This is a genomic window from Frankia sp. CgKIO3 (genome assembly GCF_977946435.1).
On sequence record NZ_CDWTMO010000023.1, the window covers coordinates 20,461 to 35,420 of the forward strand.

The 14,960-nt window shown below is 71.3% G+C and carries 10 protein-coding genes and 4 pseudogenes; 7 read left to right on the top strand and 7 right to left on the bottom strand.

Going from position 1 to position 14,960, the window contains the following annotated elements; genetic code table 11:
* Nucleotides 1-197 precede the first annotated feature (197 nt).
* A complete protein-coding gene (locus AC08OJ_RS04770) occupies nucleotides 198-560 on the top strand; it encodes a DsrE family protein (protein ID WP_476592275.1) in 363 nt (120 codons plus the stop codon).
* Nucleotides 561-675: 115 nt separating this feature from the next.
* On the opposite strand, the gene AC08OJ_RS04775 is transcribed toward AC08OJ_RS04770, so the two are convergent.
* Nucleotides 676-1,170: a type III secretion system chaperone family protein gene (locus AC08OJ_RS04775; RefSeq protein ID WP_462187202.1), complete on the bottom strand. Its 495-nt coding sequence runs from the start codon at nucleotides 1,168-1,170 to the stop codon at nucleotides 676-678.
* 56 nt (nucleotides 1,171-1,226) lie between these two features.
* Nucleotides 1,227-2,534 carry a D-inositol-3-phosphate glycosyltransferase gene (gene mshA / locus AC08OJ_RS04780; RefSeq protein WP_476592274.1) on the bottom strand — a complete coding sequence of 436 codons (1,308 nt, stop codon included), beginning with the start codon at nucleotides 2,532-2,534 and terminating at the stop codon, nucleotides 1,227-1,229.
* Between the two features lie 238 nt (nucleotides 2,535-2,772).
* On the opposite strand from mshA, the pseudogene AC08OJ_RS04785 reads away from it, so the two are divergent.
* A pseudogene (locus AC08OJ_RS04785) lies at nucleotides 2,773-3,564 on the top strand (class I SAM-dependent methyltransferase); the annotation flags it as partial.
* 96 nt (nucleotides 3,565-3,660) lie between these two features.
* Here AC08OJ_RS04785 and AC08OJ_RS04790 read toward each other — a convergent pair.
* The 4 genes and pseudogenes from AC08OJ_RS04790 to AC08OJ_RS04805 all read right to left on the bottom strand — a co-directional run bounded on the left by AC08OJ_RS04790 (nucleotide 3,661) and on the right by AC08OJ_RS04805 (nucleotide 7,824).
* Nucleotides 3,661-4,606 (bottom strand): annotated as a pseudogene (locus AC08OJ_RS04790) (aldo/keto reductase).
* Between the two features lie 117 nt (nucleotides 4,607-4,723).
* Nucleotides 4,724-5,251 carry a hypothetical protein gene (locus AC08OJ_RS04795; RefSeq protein ID WP_476595152.1) on the bottom strand — a complete coding sequence of 176 codons (528 nt, stop codon included), beginning with the start codon at nucleotides 5,249-5,251 and terminating at the stop codon, nucleotides 4,724-4,726.
* Between the two features lie 164 nt (nucleotides 5,252-5,415).
* Complete coding sequence (locus AC08OJ_RS04800; protein WP_476592272.1) at nucleotides 5,416-6,192, bottom strand: helix-turn-helix domain-containing protein; 777 nt, start codon at nucleotides 6,190-6,192, stop codon at nucleotides 5,416-5,418.
* Between the two features lie 402 nt (nucleotides 6,193-6,594).
* Nucleotides 6,595-7,824: a DUF349 domain-containing protein gene (locus AC08OJ_RS04805; protein ID WP_476592271.1), complete on the bottom strand. Its 1,230-nt coding sequence runs from the start codon at nucleotides 7,822-7,824 to the stop codon at nucleotides 6,595-6,597.
* Nucleotides 7,825-8,081: 257 nt separating this feature from the next.
* Here AC08OJ_RS04805 and AC08OJ_RS04810 point away from each other — a divergent pair, with 257 nt between their 5' ends.
* The 5 genes and pseudogenes from AC08OJ_RS04810 to AC08OJ_RS04830 all read left to right on the top strand — a co-directional run bounded on the left by AC08OJ_RS04810 (nucleotide 8,082) and on the right by AC08OJ_RS04830 (nucleotide 13,746).
* Nucleotides 8,082-8,987, top strand: a complete 906-nt coding sequence (locus tag AC08OJ_RS04810) for a carbohydrate ABC transporter permease (protein WP_476592270.1) — start codon at nucleotides 8,082-8,084, stop codon at nucleotides 8,985-8,987.
* Nucleotides 8,988-9,108: 121 nt separating this feature from the next.
* Nucleotides 9,109-9,477, top strand: a pseudogene (locus AC08OJ_RS04815) (carbohydrate ABC transporter permease); the annotation flags it as partial.
* 12 nt (nucleotides 9,478-9,489) lie between these two features.
* Nucleotides 9,490-10,848, top strand: a pseudogene (locus AC08OJ_RS04820) (extracellular solute-binding protein).
* A 25-nt stretch (nucleotides 10,849-10,873) separates the two neighbouring features.
* Nucleotides 10,874-12,040, top strand: a complete 1,167-nt coding sequence (locus AC08OJ_RS04825) for an ABC transporter ATP-binding protein (protein ID WP_476592268.1) — start codon at nucleotides 10,874-10,876, stop codon at nucleotides 12,038-12,040.
* A 356-nt stretch (nucleotides 12,041-12,396) separates the two neighbouring features.
* A complete protein-coding gene (locus AC08OJ_RS04830) occupies nucleotides 12,397-13,746 on the top strand; it encodes a transcriptional regulator (RefSeq protein WP_476592267.1) in 1,350 nt (449 codons plus the stop codon).
* Between the two features lie 28 nt (nucleotides 13,747-13,774).
* On the opposite strand, the gene ygfZ is transcribed toward AC08OJ_RS04830, so the two are convergent.
* Entirely contained in the window at nucleotides 13,775-14,932 is a 1,158-nt protein-coding gene (ygfZ, locus tag AC08OJ_RS04835) for a CAF17-like 4Fe-4S cluster assembly/insertion protein YgfZ (RefSeq protein ID WP_476592286.1), read from the bottom strand.
* Nucleotides 14,933-14,960 lie beyond the last annotated feature (28 nt).

Here is a 14,960-nt window from a genome sequence, read left to right on the forward strand (position 1 = left end):
GCTTGTAGACCACGTAACCGGAGAACCAGGCGATCAGGACGGACATCGCCACCAGAAGCCCGGTGAAGAAGTAGTGCAGCACGCCTCTAGCCTAGACGACGAGATCACGGGACTCCTCGTGGCCGTACCGGTCCTGGTCACCTCAGGCGCCACGCGGCATAGCTGCGCGCCAGGGCGGCTTTTGGCAGACTGGCACGATGGCCCGCCCGCTCGTCGTCAAGGTCACCGCCGGGACGGATGCGCCGGAACGGTGTTCCCAGGCGTTCACGGTCGCGGCGGTCGCCGCCGCCGCCGGTACGGACGTCTCGCTCTGGCTTACCGGGGAGTCCGCCTGGTTCGCGCTGCCCGGCCGGGCGGAGGAGTTCAGCCTGCCGGAGGCGGCGCCGTTGCCCGATCTGCTCTCCGCCATCCTCGCCGAGGGGCGCGTCACCCTGTGCACCCAGTGCGCGGCCCGGCGCTCCATCGGCCCGGACGACGTCCTGCCCGGCGTCCGCATCGCCGGCGCCGCCGCGTTCGTCGACGAGGTTCTCGCGGACGGCGTGCAGGCCCTCGTCTACTGAGGAGCGCCCGGCCCAGACGTAACAGTCTGGACACAACAGTCTGGATGCAACGGCCTGGGTACAATGGGGGCGCGTGAATCGCCGGGAAGCACCGCGTCCTTCTCGGGACCGGGTCTCATCCCGGCTTCGTGGCCGAGCCGGCGTCGGCGGCCAGCTTGGCCCGCCACGCCTTCTCCCGCTCGATGGCGGAGGCGAATCCCAGCGCTATCGCCGGGTCGAAGTTCTCGTCGGCGTAGGAGCCGACGCAGCCAAGGAGGCGGTCGATCTCCTCCGCGGTGACCGCCAGCAGCGGGACCTGCCCGGTGAGGAAGATGTCACCGACCCGGTCGATGGAGAAGTGCACCCCGTAGGTCTTCGCGTTGCGGCCGAGCAGGAATCCGTAGGTGCCCGTCGCGTTCTCCGCCGGGGCGCGCATAAAAAACGCCTCGACGAGCAGGGTGTGGTCCTGCACGACGAGCCACGTCATCGTGCGCAGCTTGTGCTCGCCCTCCAGCGCGACGAGGAACGAGCCGGTGTCGACATGGTCGTAGGCGAGACCGAGATCCTTGAGCGTGTCCTCGATCACCACGTCGAGCCGGTTGCGTTCCGCCGCGTCGATGGGTGCCGTCATGGCTGGGGCCTCCCCGGTAGCTGGTAGACGATGCCGGTTCCGGCGGAGATCCTTTCTCAGACGGCGACGGCGGTGGGGCTCAGCGCGTGCCGGTAGCTGCGCAGCACGCCATGGGCCGTGGCCGACCAGCCGAACCCACCGGCCCAGGCCACCGCTCCGGCGGAGAGCCGGGCCCGCCATCGTGGCTGGCGCAGCAGCCGATCCAGCGCGTCAGCATAGACGGCGGGGGTCCGACCGGCGACGAGCAGCCCGGAGACACCGTCGGCGACCGCGGTGCGCAGGCCCCCGACCGCCGCGGCGACCACCGGCGTGCCGCAGGCCTGGGCCTCGAGCGCGACGAGGCCGAAGCTCTCGCTGTGACTGGGGACGACGACGGCGGTGGCCGCGCGGTACCAGTGGACGAGCTCCTGCTGCGGGGCCGGCGGTTGGAAGCGGACGCGATCGGAGATCCCGAGAGACGCCGCGAGCTTGACCAGGGCGTCGGGTTGTTCCAGACCGGATCCGCTGGGGCCGCCGACCACGGCGACGGTGAGCCGCGAGCGGCGGGCGGGATCGCGCCGCAGCAGTTCCGCGGCGGCGCACAGCAGCAGATCGGGTGCCTTGAGCGGTTGGATCCGGCCGACGAACAACAGCAGGTCGTCGGCGGGATCCACGCCGACGCGGGCCCGGGACTGTGCCATGTCACCTGGCCGGAAGACCTCCAGGTCGACGCCGGGCGCGACGACGTCGATCCGGTCCGACGCCGCGTCGTACAGATCGGTCAGGTGCCGGTACTCGTCCGCCGTGGAGGCGAGCAGCCGGGTGGCCCCCCCGATGACCTCCTGTTCGCCGAGCAGCCGGCTAGGCGGCTCCGGGCGGTCTCCGGCTGCCAGCGCGCCGTTCTTGATCTTTGCCAGCGTATGGGAGGTGTGCACGAGCGGGACACCCCATCGCCGTGCCACCGTGAGACCGACCTGACCCGACAGCCAGTAGTGCGAGTGGATCACATCGAACCACCCTGGTTCGTGCCCGGCCTCGGCGCGCAGCAGAGCTGCGGTGAACGCACACAGCCAGGCGGGAAGATCCTCCCGGTGGATCTCCTCGTACGGGCCGGCGTCGACGTGGCGGACCGTCACACCCGGCAACAGCTCGGCCGAGGTCGGCAGCTTGCTGCTCACCGCGCGGGTGAACACCTCGACCTCCATCCCCAACGCCGCGAGCTGCCGCGACAGCTCGACGACGTAGACGTTGAGCCCCCCGGCATCGCCCGTTCCCGGCTGCTCCATCGGTGAGGTGTGCATGGACAGCATCGCGACCCGGCTGGGCCGCCCGCGCCGTTCGGGCTCACCGCGGACCTGGGCGGCGCCGCTTCTGATCAGACGCATCGAGCACCTCCACATCTCCACGTCCCCGGCGCCTGCCCGACACGACCCACCCTGCTGTGGACGAACACGTCTCCAACCGTTCTACCCGGCCGGTTGTCAGGTCAACTGTTGGTCTCCCCCCTTCGGGGTCCCGGCCGGCCCCTGGTCCGCCGGCCTGCCGGCCTGCCAGGGTGGATCCGTGACGAACTCCTCCCGTCGGGCGCGGCGGCTCGCGGCCGGACGGGCGCGTGCCCTCGGGATGCCCACCCGGGGTACCACCGCGCCGAACCGGTTGCGACGGATCGATCGCTGGACGCTCGACGCGGCCGCCGCGCTGCTGCGTGGGGCGGCGGATCCCCTGGTCGTCGATCTCGGCTTCGGTGCGTCCCCGGTGACCACGGTGGAGCTCTACGAGCGGCTGCGAACGGTGCGTCCGGACGTGCGCGTCGTCGGCCTGGAGCTCGACCAGGACCGGGTCGCTCGGGCCGTCCCGGCCGCGAGACCTCCCGGGCTGCAGTTCACCCGCGGCGGGTTCGAGCTTCCGCCGCCGGGGGAGCGCCCGGTGCTGGTGCGTGCCCTGAACGTGCTATGGCAGTATCCCGAGGCTGCGGTCCCCGGCGCGTGGGCGACGATGCTGGCGCGGCTCGCCCCCGGCGGGATGCTTGTCGAGGGAACCTGCGACGAGACGGGTCGGCGCGCCTGCTGGTTCGGTCTTCCGGCCCCGGGAGCGGTGCCGGCCTGGCTGCCGTCCGGCGCGCGGAGCCCGGCCGGGCCCACGCTGACCCTCTCCGCGCATCTGGCGAGCCTCGCCCGTCCGTCCGAGCTCGCCGAGCGGCTCCCCAAGGCGCTCATCGAGCACAACGTGCCCGGCCATGACGTCCACCGGCTGTTCACGGCCTTCGACCGCGCCTGGGAGCGGGCCGCGCCGCGGGCCGTCTTTTCCCCACGCCAGCGGTGGATCGCCGCAGTGGCGGATCTGCAGGCTCAGGGCTGGCCGGTCCGCGGCGACCGGCGGCGCTGGTGGCTGGGCGAGCTGACCGTCGACTGGCCCTCGGCGGGCGGTTCGGACGTTCTGCCGGCGCGGTGCGGGACGTCCCGGCGGAGATCTGGCGGGACGCCCCGGATCGTGGGTCCGTCGGTCCCGCGTTCAGTCGGCGGGACGGCGGGTCACGGCGATCTTGTCGAGCACCGTGAGGTCGTCCGCGCGGGGCTGCCACTGACCGGCCACGGCATTCGCGTGCACCTGGACCGGGCTGGTCGCGCCGGCGATGACCGAGGCGACCCCGGGCTGGGCGGCCAGCCCGCCGATCGCGACGTCCAGCAGCGACCGGTCCCGCTCCCGCGCAAAGGTTTCCAAGGCGTCCAGCCGGTCGAAGACCTCGTCGGTCAGCTCGTCCTGCCGGCCGGGTGCCGGGTGCCGGCACCTCGTCGCGCTGGTACTTGCCGGTGAGCAGGCCGTTCGCCAGCGGGTAGTACGGGATGACGCCGATGCCGTACTTCTGGGCGGCCGGCACGAGCTCTGCCTCCACGCCCCGTTCCAGCAGGTTGTAGTGGTTCTGTGCGGAGATGAAGCGGGTCGTCCCGGACGCCCGGGCGGTCCACTCCGCGTCGGCGACCTGCCAGGCATCGAGGTTGCAGGCACCGATGTAACGGGCCTTGCCCTCCTTGACGATCTCATCGAGGGCCTCGAGCGTCTCCTCGATCGGCGTGAAGGCGTCCAGGGTGTGCAGCTGGTAGAGGTCGATGTAGTCGGTCTGCAGCCGGCTCAGCGAACCCTCGACCGCCTTGCGGATGTACCGCCGGGACGCCCGCGCGCTGAAGTCCTGGCCGTACATGCCGCCCATGTCGTTGCCAAATTTCGTGGCGAGGACGACATCGTCGCGGCGGCCTCGCAGCACGTGCCCGAGAAGCGTCTCCGAGCCGCCCTTGTTCCCGTAGGTGTCGGCGGTGTCGAAGAACGTGATCCCGGCGTCGAGCGCCGCGTCGACGACCGCGCGGGTGCCGGTGAGGTCGACGCGCGAGCCGAAATTGTTGCAGCCGAGGCCGACGACAGACACCAGTAGTCCGGAGGATCCCAGCGGGCGATAGCGCATGAGTTAATACAACACATCGGACCACGGGCCCCGGACACCAGGCCCCGGACCCGTGGTCGACCGGAACACGTCAATGATTGCCCGTTGGTGTTCCGGTGTGTCGATGTTCGCGGGCCGTTACTTCTCTGGGGCGGCCTCGGTCACGGCCCGGCCGACCGCCTCGGCCGCCTTGCGGCTCGAGGTGCGTGCGGCGCGGGTCTGGCTCACTGCCGTCCGGGTGCGCTGCACCGCCTCCTCCGTGGCCGGGCTGCGCCGGATGCTCGCCACCCGCTTCTCCCCCCGAGTGGCGAAGCTGTTGTAGAGGTGGGTGGCGCGTCCCTGCAGGTCGGAGATCTGGGAGGTGACGGTGGCCGGCAGCGCACGCACGGCCGTCCCGACCTGGGTCGGGACCCGCGCCGCCTGGGTGGGCAGCGCGCCGACCCGGTCGGAGATCTTCCGAACCTCGGTGCTGGTGGTCGTCGGCAGGGCGAGCAGCTTCGCCACAGCGAGATCCGCCGCTCCCACCGACGCGTAGAGCGGCTTGCGCACCTCCGCCAGCGGAACCTTGACCTCGGCCCTCGCCTCGGCCGTGTCCTCCTGGGTCTGCGTGCTGACGCGGGTGGTGGGATGGCTCGCGGGGCGATTCGTCGTGCGCGTGGTGGCCATGATGTCTCCCTCGGTTCGAAGATTCGTTGATTTCGTGTAGAGATTTCCTGTTAGCGCTTCGTCGCCGACGGGTGAAAGGTCGGGTAAATGATGCGAGGGTCAGGGTGGTGATATGCCGTACAGGAACGGAGTCCTGCTTGTCGCCGCAGTCCCCGCCGGTCGACCTAGGTCTGATCGACCGGGTTGTCGGTGGTCGGCTGCGGAGCCGGTGCTGCCGGGGCGGGTGTGGACGCGGGGGGAGCGCCGGTGATCGGACTGCTCTCGGCCCTCGTCGCCGTCGGTTCGCCTCCTGTGGCCTTCGATCGCCTGGTGCGGCCCGTGGCGGTTCCCGGTGACGGCCTGCCCGTACCGTCCGACGGGGCCGACCGCGCCGCGGTGGTGGTGCCGCCCCGGGATGTCGTTGACGCCTCTCGGGCGGATTTCCGTTTCGTCGTCGGCTCCGCGAAGGTCGGTCCCGCGGTGGCGGCCGAACCCCGTGCGGACGACGAACCACCGATGGCGGCTGGACTCGCGGTCGGGGCGGCGGGCTCGCCAGGGACGAACCCGCGCGACCCGGCCTCGGCGTCGCCGTCCGGGTGGCCGCGGCCGGCCCGCGCCGCGATGGCGTTCTCCCGGCAGAACGCCTCGTAGATGTCGAGCACGACCTGCTTCTGTCGTTCGGACAGGGATTCGTCCGCGAGCACGGCAGCCATGACGTTCTCTCCGCCCTGCCGTTCCTCCAGAATTCCGGCCTGCACGTAGAGCACTTCGGCGGAGATGCGGAGCGCCTTCGCGATCTGCTGAAGAATCTCCGCGGACGGCCGCCGGAGGCCTCGCTCGATCTGGCTGAGGTAAGGGTTGCTCACCCCGGCCTGCTTGGCGAGTTGACGAAGGGAGATCTGTGCGGTGTGCCGCTGATCGCGGATGAAATCACCGAGATCGCGCACATTCAGGGCCGCCACCGGGTCGAACGCCTCCTTCGCCGGAGGGCGAGGCGGGTTGCCGCGCCCATGGCGGGCGCCCCGCCATCCGTGAACCTCGGCATACGGCTGGACCCTGCGGCCGAGGACGACTGCCCGCCGAGAGCCCGCCGTCCGTGGACGCTGCGATTCAGGGGAGGCCATGGTGCCTCGGCAGGCTCCGGCCGGTACGGAAACGAGTGCGCCGCCACAACACATCACCAACGCAGCCGACGATACATCGGGTTGCTAACTCTGGCAAGCGGTCAGTTAGCGCTCTTTGGACGTGTCCGCCCCGAGGCGCACCACCTGGTACTCCGCGGACCGTCGCCCCTTTGACCACGGCGGATGCCGCAGTTCCCCGTTTTCGGGCCCACCCGAAGCGCCCGTGCCTGCCGGCGCGGCTCAGTCGTTGTGGGACTGTCCCTCGGCCTGGGCCAGCCAGGCCCGCTGAGTGGCGAGGGCGGACTCGGTGTCGGCGATCTCCTTGGTGCGTCCGGCGGCCCGGGCCCGGGCCAGCTTCGCCTCCAACTTTGCGACGGATTCCCGCAGCTTCGTCACGAATGGTGAGGAGGAGAGGGAGCGCTGGGCCCAGCGAGCATCGGAGGCCTCGCGCAGCTTGTCGCCGATGGCCGCCATCTGCCGCTCCAGGGAGCCCGCGATCTCCCGGGGGACCCGTCCGATCTCGTCCCAGCGGTCCTGGATCTCCCGGAGACGACGCAGCGAGCGGTCGGTATCGGCCGGATCCAACGCCGTCGCCTCGGCCAGCAGTTCCTCCTTCTTGACCTGGTTTTCGCGCAACTCGGCGTCGCGCTCGGCATTGGCCTCGTTGCGGCGGGTGAAGAAGGCGTCCTGTGCCGTACGGAAGCGGCTCCACAACGCGTCGTCGATATCCTTCGCCGCGCGACCGGCGGCCTTCCAGTCGGCGAGCAGCGCCCGGTAGCGGGCGGTCGTGCCGGCCCAGTCGGTGGAGTCGGACAGCGCCTCCGCCTCGGCAATGATCGCCTCCTTCCGTTCCCTTGAACGGGCCCGCTGCGTGTCGAGGGCGGCGAAGTGCGCGGTCCGGCGGCGGGTGAACTCGTCCCGGGCCGTGGCGATGCGCCGCCACAGCGCCGAGTCGGTGCGCTTGTCCAACGAGCCGGCGGCGCGGAACTCCTCGGCGAGCGCGCGGAACCGCTCCCCGGCGGTCTTCCACTCCGAGCTGCGGCCGAGCCGTTCGGCCTCGGCGACCAGCTGCTCCTTGGCCGCGGCGATCCGGCCGGCCCGCTCGGCCCGCTCGGCGGCGAGCGCGGAGCGATGTTCCTCAGTGGCGGCGACCACGGCCTCCAGCCGCGTGCGCAGCGCCTCCAGATCACCGACGACCGCGGCCTCGTCGAGGGAGCCGAGCAGCCGGCGGGCGCTGCCGACGATCCCGGCCGGATCAACCCCGCTGACCGTCAGCCGCCGTTCGAGCAGCTCGACCTCGGCGGACAGATCGTCGAAGCGGCGTTCGAAGTGGGCCAGACCCTCGCGGAGACTGCCGGCACGCCATGATCCGACGGCACGTTCGCCGCTGGCCGTGCGAACGAAGACCGTGCCGTCGTCGGCGACACGCCCCCAGGCGGAGGCGTGGTCGGGCTCGCTGCGGTCGCTCATGGTGTTCCCGAAGATCGACTGACATTTCCTGCCATTCTTGCAGGCGTTGGCCGTTGAGGGGACAGCCGCCACGGATCGGTCACCACGATTCGCCGTCGACCGGGTGCGGCGCGTCGGCCGTGGGGGTCGATCCGAGCCGTCGGCGGTGTTGCGTGGGATGTGGACGGACCGGACGACACGTGCAGGCACCGGCTGCTCCCCCGCGGGAGCCACCCCGTACCGGCATCCCGGCACAGGTGGGGCCAGGATGCATAACCGTGACGCGTGAGGTGGGTGGTAGCCGGGCGGGCTGGCGAGTCGGCGTGTTGTTGCTGCCGGCGTTCGTGGGACTCGGTGTTTTCGTCGTCGGGCCCGCGTTGGTGTCGGCGTTCATCGCGGGCACGGACAAGACCCTGACGGGGCCGCGTTTCGACTGGGTCGGCACGGCGAATCTGCGTACCGCTCTCTCTGACGCGGACCTAGCCGGCGCCGTGCGCAACACGCTGCTGTACTGCGCCCTCACGGTGGTACCGGCGGTCGCGATCGGGCTGGCGCTCGCGCTGGCCGCCGAACGGGTGACCCACGGTCGGGCGCTGGTGCGATGTGCGCTGTTTCTGCCGGTCAGTGCGAATATTGTGGCCATGGCGGTCGTGTTCGCCTACATGTTCGACAGTAGCCCCGACGGTCTCGCGAACATCATCGTCGGGCTGTTCGGGGTGGCTCCGGTCGACTGGCTCGGCGACACCTCGACCGCGTTGCCGGTGGTGGCCCTCGTCGGTGGTTGGCGGCTGACGAGCTTCGTCTTCGTCGTCTATCTCGCTGGGTTGACGGCGGTCCCGAGATCGGTATACGAGGCGGCGGACGTGGACGGCATCCACGGATTCGCCCGGCTGCGTCACATCACCCTGCCGCTGCTCGCCCCGACGACGATCTTCCTGGGGGTGTTCGTCACCATTTTGACCCTGCAGACCTTCGAAACGGTCGCGGTGCTCACGAAAGGTGGCCCCCTGGACTCCAGTACGACGATCATTTACTACATTTACGAGGTCGGCTTCACTGGATCGTTCCGCATCGGATATGCCTCGATGATCGTCCTGATGCTGTTTGTCGTGATCGTGGCACTGGGTGCCGCTGGTGGGCTGCTCGGGCGCCGCATCCGACGCACACGGGAGGCCGCCGCGTGAGCGTCGACACCTCCAGCCCGGTGCCCGGGCCCACGCCCCGTGGCCACGCCGTGCAGCGAGCCTCGCGTCGGCGGGCCCCGCAACCGGGATCGGCGCCGGCGCCGATCCCGGCATCGCGTTCCGGCAGTACATGAGCACCATCCCGGGGTCGGTCCTGGAAGCCGCGCGGATGGACGGGCTCGGTACCTGGCGGACGCTGTGGACGATCATCGTGCCGCTCGCCGCGCCCGCGATCGCCTCCGTATCGGTGTTCAGCTTCCTGTTGTCGTACAACGAGTACCTGTGGCCGCTGCTGGTCGCGCGGTCGTCGGACATCGCCACCCCGCCGCTGGCGCTCGCGCGCCTGATGACCGACTTCTCCTCCGTCATTCCGGACTTCACCGAGCTCGCCGCGGCCGCGCTGATCATCAGCCTGCCGTCGCCCGTCGTCTTCGTCGTCGCCCAACGCCGTCTCGCCGCCGGAATCACCGGTACGGGTGCCGGTGCCTGAGAGGAGGAACGTGTGATCCGTATTCGCCGAATGCTGCCGCTGCCCGTCGCCGTTGCGATGATCATCCTGACCGCGTGCGGCGGCGGTGGTGACGCGGGCCCGGCAGACCCCGCGGAGAGCCTGCGCCCCACGGCCCGCCCGGCCGGTGCCGGCGTCGACAACGTGGCGGGCGCCAAGGCGTCGCCCGCCTGCGTGGCCCAGGTCAAGACGCTGCGGATGTCCGCCGTCGGCACGCTCAACGACGTCGCGAAATCCGGCAAGGCCTATCTGGAGAAGGCGCATCCCGGCCTCACCGTGGACCTCAACACGAGCGCGCCGGACTACATCTCCCTCGTCCAGCAGATCAGCGCCGACCGCTCGGCCGGCCGTTCCGTCGACGTGGCGGTCGCCGGCTTCGACCTGCTCCCGACCTTCGCCCGGGATCTCGGCGCCCAGGAGCTCTCCCCGCGCCTGCTGCGCGCGTCCTACGACCAGCGGCTGGTCGGCCTCGGGCAGGTCGCCGGGAAGCAGATCGGCATTCCTCAGCAGGTGTCGTCCCTGGCCCTGGTCTACAACCTCGACGTGCTGCAGAAGGCCGGCGTCGATCCGGCGACGCTGGGCACGACCGACGGGGTGATCGCCGCCGCCGACAAGATCAAGGCTTCGGGTCAGAACATCCAGCCCCTCGACCTGCCGACCGGCCAGCAGTTCGGGCAGTGGATCCTCAACACCCTGGCCAGCTCCAAGGGGACGTCGATCCAGGACGCGAACGGTCGGCCCGTCCTGAACACCCCGGCGGCCCGCGAGGCCGCCGCGTTCCTCGCGAAGGCCGCGAGCTACGGCACGCACTCCGCCGACCCGACCCAGTAGGGCCTGCTGCGGTTCGGCATCCGCCGGCAGACGGCGATGACCGCCGTGACAGTGGCCTCCGTGGCCGGTGGGCTGAGGTTCATCGCGGGGCAGGGGACTAAGGGTTTCCGGGCCGGCGCGGTCCCGTTCCCGACCCTGCCCGGCGGGACCCAGCACCCGGTCGCGGGCGGCAACGCGCTGACGGTCCTGTCCACCGACCGCTGCCAGCGGGAGATGGCGACCGAACTGGTCGTGTCGCTGCTCTCGCCGGACGTCGTGGCCGCGAGCACGGAGGCGTTGAGCTACATCCCGGTGGATACTCAGGCTGTCAGCCAGCTCGGGTCGTTCTACGAGACCTATCCGCAGCTCAAGCCGTTCAACGCACTAATCCCCTCGCTGGTGAAGGCGCCGGCCTGGAGCGGGGCCCGCGGCGGGGAGGTCCCGAGCGCGATCTCGGACCAGGTGCAGCGCATCCTCAAGGGTGAGGACCCGGTCAGGGCTCTCGCCGCGGCCCAGAGCCAGGCTGTGGAACTCACCCGTTGACCGGCGGACGCCGTGGGAGAGACCGATGACCCGGATCACGGAACCGGCCGACGGACCCGTCGCGGTGACGGCCGCCACCGTGGGGGTGCCGATCGAGATCGACGGGCTGGGCCGGTCGTTCGGCCCGGTCCATGCGCTGCGCGACGTCACCCTGACGGTTGCGCCGGGGGAGATCGTCGCGCTGCTCGGACCGTCCGGCTCGGGTAAGTCGACGCTGCTGCGGATTTGCGCCGGGCTCGAGGAGCCGACGTCGGGTGATCTGCGTTTCGGCGGGGTCAGCCAGCTTGGCGTCGCACCCCACCGCCGGGACGTGTCTATGGTCTTCCAGCATTTCGCGCTCTACCCGCATCTGACGGCGCTGGAGAACCTCACCCTGGCGTTGCGTTACGGCCGTGGCCTGCCGAAGGCCGCGGCGGTGGCCCGGGCTCGTGAGACGCTGGACATGCTCGGCATCGGTGAGCTGGCAGCTCGCCGGCCCGCGAAGATGTCCGGGGGCCAGCGCCAGCGGGTCGCGATCGGCCGGGCACTCGCGACCCGGGCCTGGGTGATCCTGTTGGACGAGCCGATGTCGGGGCTTGACGCCCAGCTCCGGGTCGATCTGCGGGTCGAGATCGTGGGCCTGCTGCGCCGGCTCGGCACCACCGCTCTGTTCGTCACGCACGACCAGGCCGAGGCGATGGCGGTCGGTGACCGGGTCGCGGTGCTCAGCGGCGGCCGGTTGCAGCAGATCGGGACGCCCGACGAGATCTACGACCGGCCCGCCACGCGCTTCGTCGCGGCATTCGTCGGCAGCCCGCCGATGAACGTCCGGGAGGGACGTTGGCATGACGGCCAGCTGCGCGGGGACGGATTCGCCCTGGCCGCCCCCGCCGGCGCGACGGCGTTCGGAGTCCGGCCCGAGCACCTGGTCCTGGCTGCGGGGGCTTCCACCGGATCAGGATTGGGACCGGCGGACGCCGTGGTGGCGCCGGTGGCGCTGGCGTCGCTGGCGTCGGATGCGCTGCGGGTGACCGGTGAGGTCGTGGTGAGCGAGCGGCTCGGAGCGGAGCGGACGGTGCACGTCCGGACCTCCGCCGGGGTGCTCGCCGTCCGGGTCGACGCCGCTCAGGTGCTCGGCGTGGGCATGCCGGTCACCCTGCGCGCACCGCTGTCCACCCTGACCTTCTTCGACGCAGCCGGCGCCCGGATCTGACGCGGCGCGGCCTCGCCCCGCCGCGGCCGTCCCCTTCCCACCGCGCGTCCAGTCCGATCGGCGCCGCGTGAACCGCGGAGGGGCCCTTCCCATGGGCATGTCCCCGACTGCCCGATTCGCAACGGAATTCCTGACCGGCCGACGTGGTCGTGTTCGGTCGAAACAGGAATATAACGCGCTTTTTTTCGGACGGCTCGGCGGACATGCGTGCAATCAGGGCCCGCCAGTGGTCCGGGAGTGACCTCTGTGCACGCATCGCACCGGAGTCGTCTCTTGGAGCACCAAGATGTCGCGACATAGCGTTAGTAGGTGCTCACGGAAGTGGCCCTGGAGATGCGACTACGAGGAGAACGTCGATGCTGACGGATAACGCTCATGCCTGCACTCATCCGCTTGCGTTCGTCCGAGCCCAGCGCGGGTGGTCCTATCAGCGTCTGGCGCGGGTCGTGGCCCGCCGCGCACGTGACCTCGGGGTGGCGAACATGGCCGCCGAGCGGCAGAAGGTCTGGCGCTGGGAGCACCGTGGTGTCGTGCCCGACCGGGTGTCCCAGCTCGCGCTCGCCGCGGAGCTCGGCGTGTCCAACGATCGCCTGGAGTCGCACCCCTGGCCCGCGTGGCTACCGACCGGCGACGCGGTGCGCACCGAGTACCCGTGGACGCCGGGCGGCAGCATAACCTCGATCATGGACGTCGTCGAGGACGCGCTCTCCGACCGCCGCGGCTTCCTGACGATCACTGGGGTCGGGGTGGCGGAACTCGCGACGCAGTGGCTCGGCATGGAACCGGCCCGGCTGGCGGCGGCCTTGAACGGGGGACGGGTCGACGACCAGATCGTGAACCGGATCGAGCACAACATCCCCGGGCTGCGGGTCATGGATGAGCGGCTCGGCGGGGAGAGCGTGCGCCGGCTGGTCGACGCCGAGCTCGGCGTGGTGGCGGATCTGCTGGTGCGTGGGTCCTACACCGAGCACGTGGGCCGTCACCTGCATTTGGTGGCCGCGGAGCTCGCCCGGTTCGCGGGGTGGGTCTCGTTCGACGCCGGCTTCCAGACGGCCGCTCAGCGGTACTGGATCACCGCGCTGCATGCCGCGCACGCCGGCGGGGACCGCATGCTCGGTGCGAACGTGCTGAAGAACATGTCCCTGCAGTGCGTGGACTTCGCCCGCCCGCGGGAGGCGGTGGATCTGGCCGAGGCCGCCGTGGCCAGCGCCGGGGGAGCGTCCGGTCGCGTCGGCGCCATGCTGCACATGCGGCGGGCCCGTGCCCACGCCGCGCTCGGGGAGGCCAGCGCCTGCGCGCAGGCGCTGGCCTGCTCGGAGGAGGCGATGGTCACCGCGCGGCCTGAGGACCCCGCCTGGTCGTCCTACTTTGACGAGGCCGAGTACCAGGCGCAGATCGGCAGCTGCTACATCGATCTCGGTCACCTCACGCAGGCGGACCGGTGGCTGGAACGCTCCCTGGCGATCCACCCGGACTCCCGGGCCCGGGACCGGGCCACCTACCTGCTCCGGTGGGCCGCGGTCCAGATGGATCTCGGTAACGTCGATCACGGGTGCGAGCTGACCCGCCAGGCCCTGCCGATGCTGGAGGCGACGCGATCCAAGCGCAACGCCCGCCGGGCCGACGAGCTGCGCCGCCGGCTGCGGCGGCACGGCACCGACCCGGCGGTGCGGGAACTCGATCAGCTCCTCGCCCGGACCGCCTGAGCCGGCCGGAACCCGAGCCGGCCGGGAATCAGGGACGCAGCCGCCCGGCGGGACGCTTCGGCACCGTCGTGGCCGGCTCGTCGTCCGGATCGATCGCGGCGGCCAGCGGCGCGCCGTCGGGATCGGCGGCGACGAGGGCGGCATCCGCCGGCACGGACCGCTTGATTACCGCCAGGGCGATGGGGCCGAGTTCCTCGTGGACCTCGGAGCTGCCGACGAACCCGACCTCGCGCCCGCCGACCGTGACGGGAGAACGGGGCGCCGCCACCGTGCCGTCGAGATGCAGCAGTACCAGCCGCCGCGGCGGGCGACCGAGGTTGTGTACCCGGGCGACGGTCTCCTGCCCGCGGTAGCAGCCCTTGTCCAGGTGCACGGCGTTCGCCAGCCACCCCACCTCGTGCGGAATGGTGCGATGGTCGGTCTCCCGGCCGAGCCGGGGCCGTCGGGAGGCGATGCGCATGGCGTCGAAGGCGGACAACCCGGCCAGACCCGCCCCGGCGGCGCGCAGCCGCTCGACGGTGCCGGTCAGGTCGGCCCGGCCGACGAGGAGATCGACGCCGTGGGGGATCCGCCGGACCAGCGTGCCCGTCCCGGTGCGAGCGACCGGGTAAGGACCGGTGATCGGTGCCCCGACCGGGTCGGGTGCCTGTGGTTCGGGCAGGTCCAGGCCGGGCGCGCCGTCACCCGGCCCGTCCAGCGCCGCGGCCGCGACCTGCGCGGCCCTTGGCCCGAGCACGCTGAGCACCGCCGTCACCGCGCCGATGTCCGTCGGCTCCACTCGGAGCATGAAGCGCATCGACTCCAGGTAGCGCAGCAGGGCGCCGCCGGTGCCGGGCTCGACGTCCACCCAGGTGGACGTGCCGTCGTCGGCGAGGACGAGATGGTGTTCGACGCGGCCGTGCGGGGAGAGCACCAGCGCCTCGGTGCTCCGCAGTGCGCCCAGCGCAGACAGATGCTGAGAGGTGACGCTGTGCAGCCAGGAGAGCCGGTCGGGGCCGGAGATGCGCAGCACGTCCCGATGCGATCTGTCGACGACGGCGGCGCCGTCGCGCACTGCGCGCTGTTCCCGTAGCGGATCGCCGTAGTGGGCGGCGACCACGGCGTCTTCGGCAGTGCCGGCCACCGCACCCGGCAGGCCGAGCAACGGGGAGAGCGAGGCGGACGTCGTGAGGGACCCGGCGGTCATGGAACTCAGTCTAGGCTTGTCTTCCGCA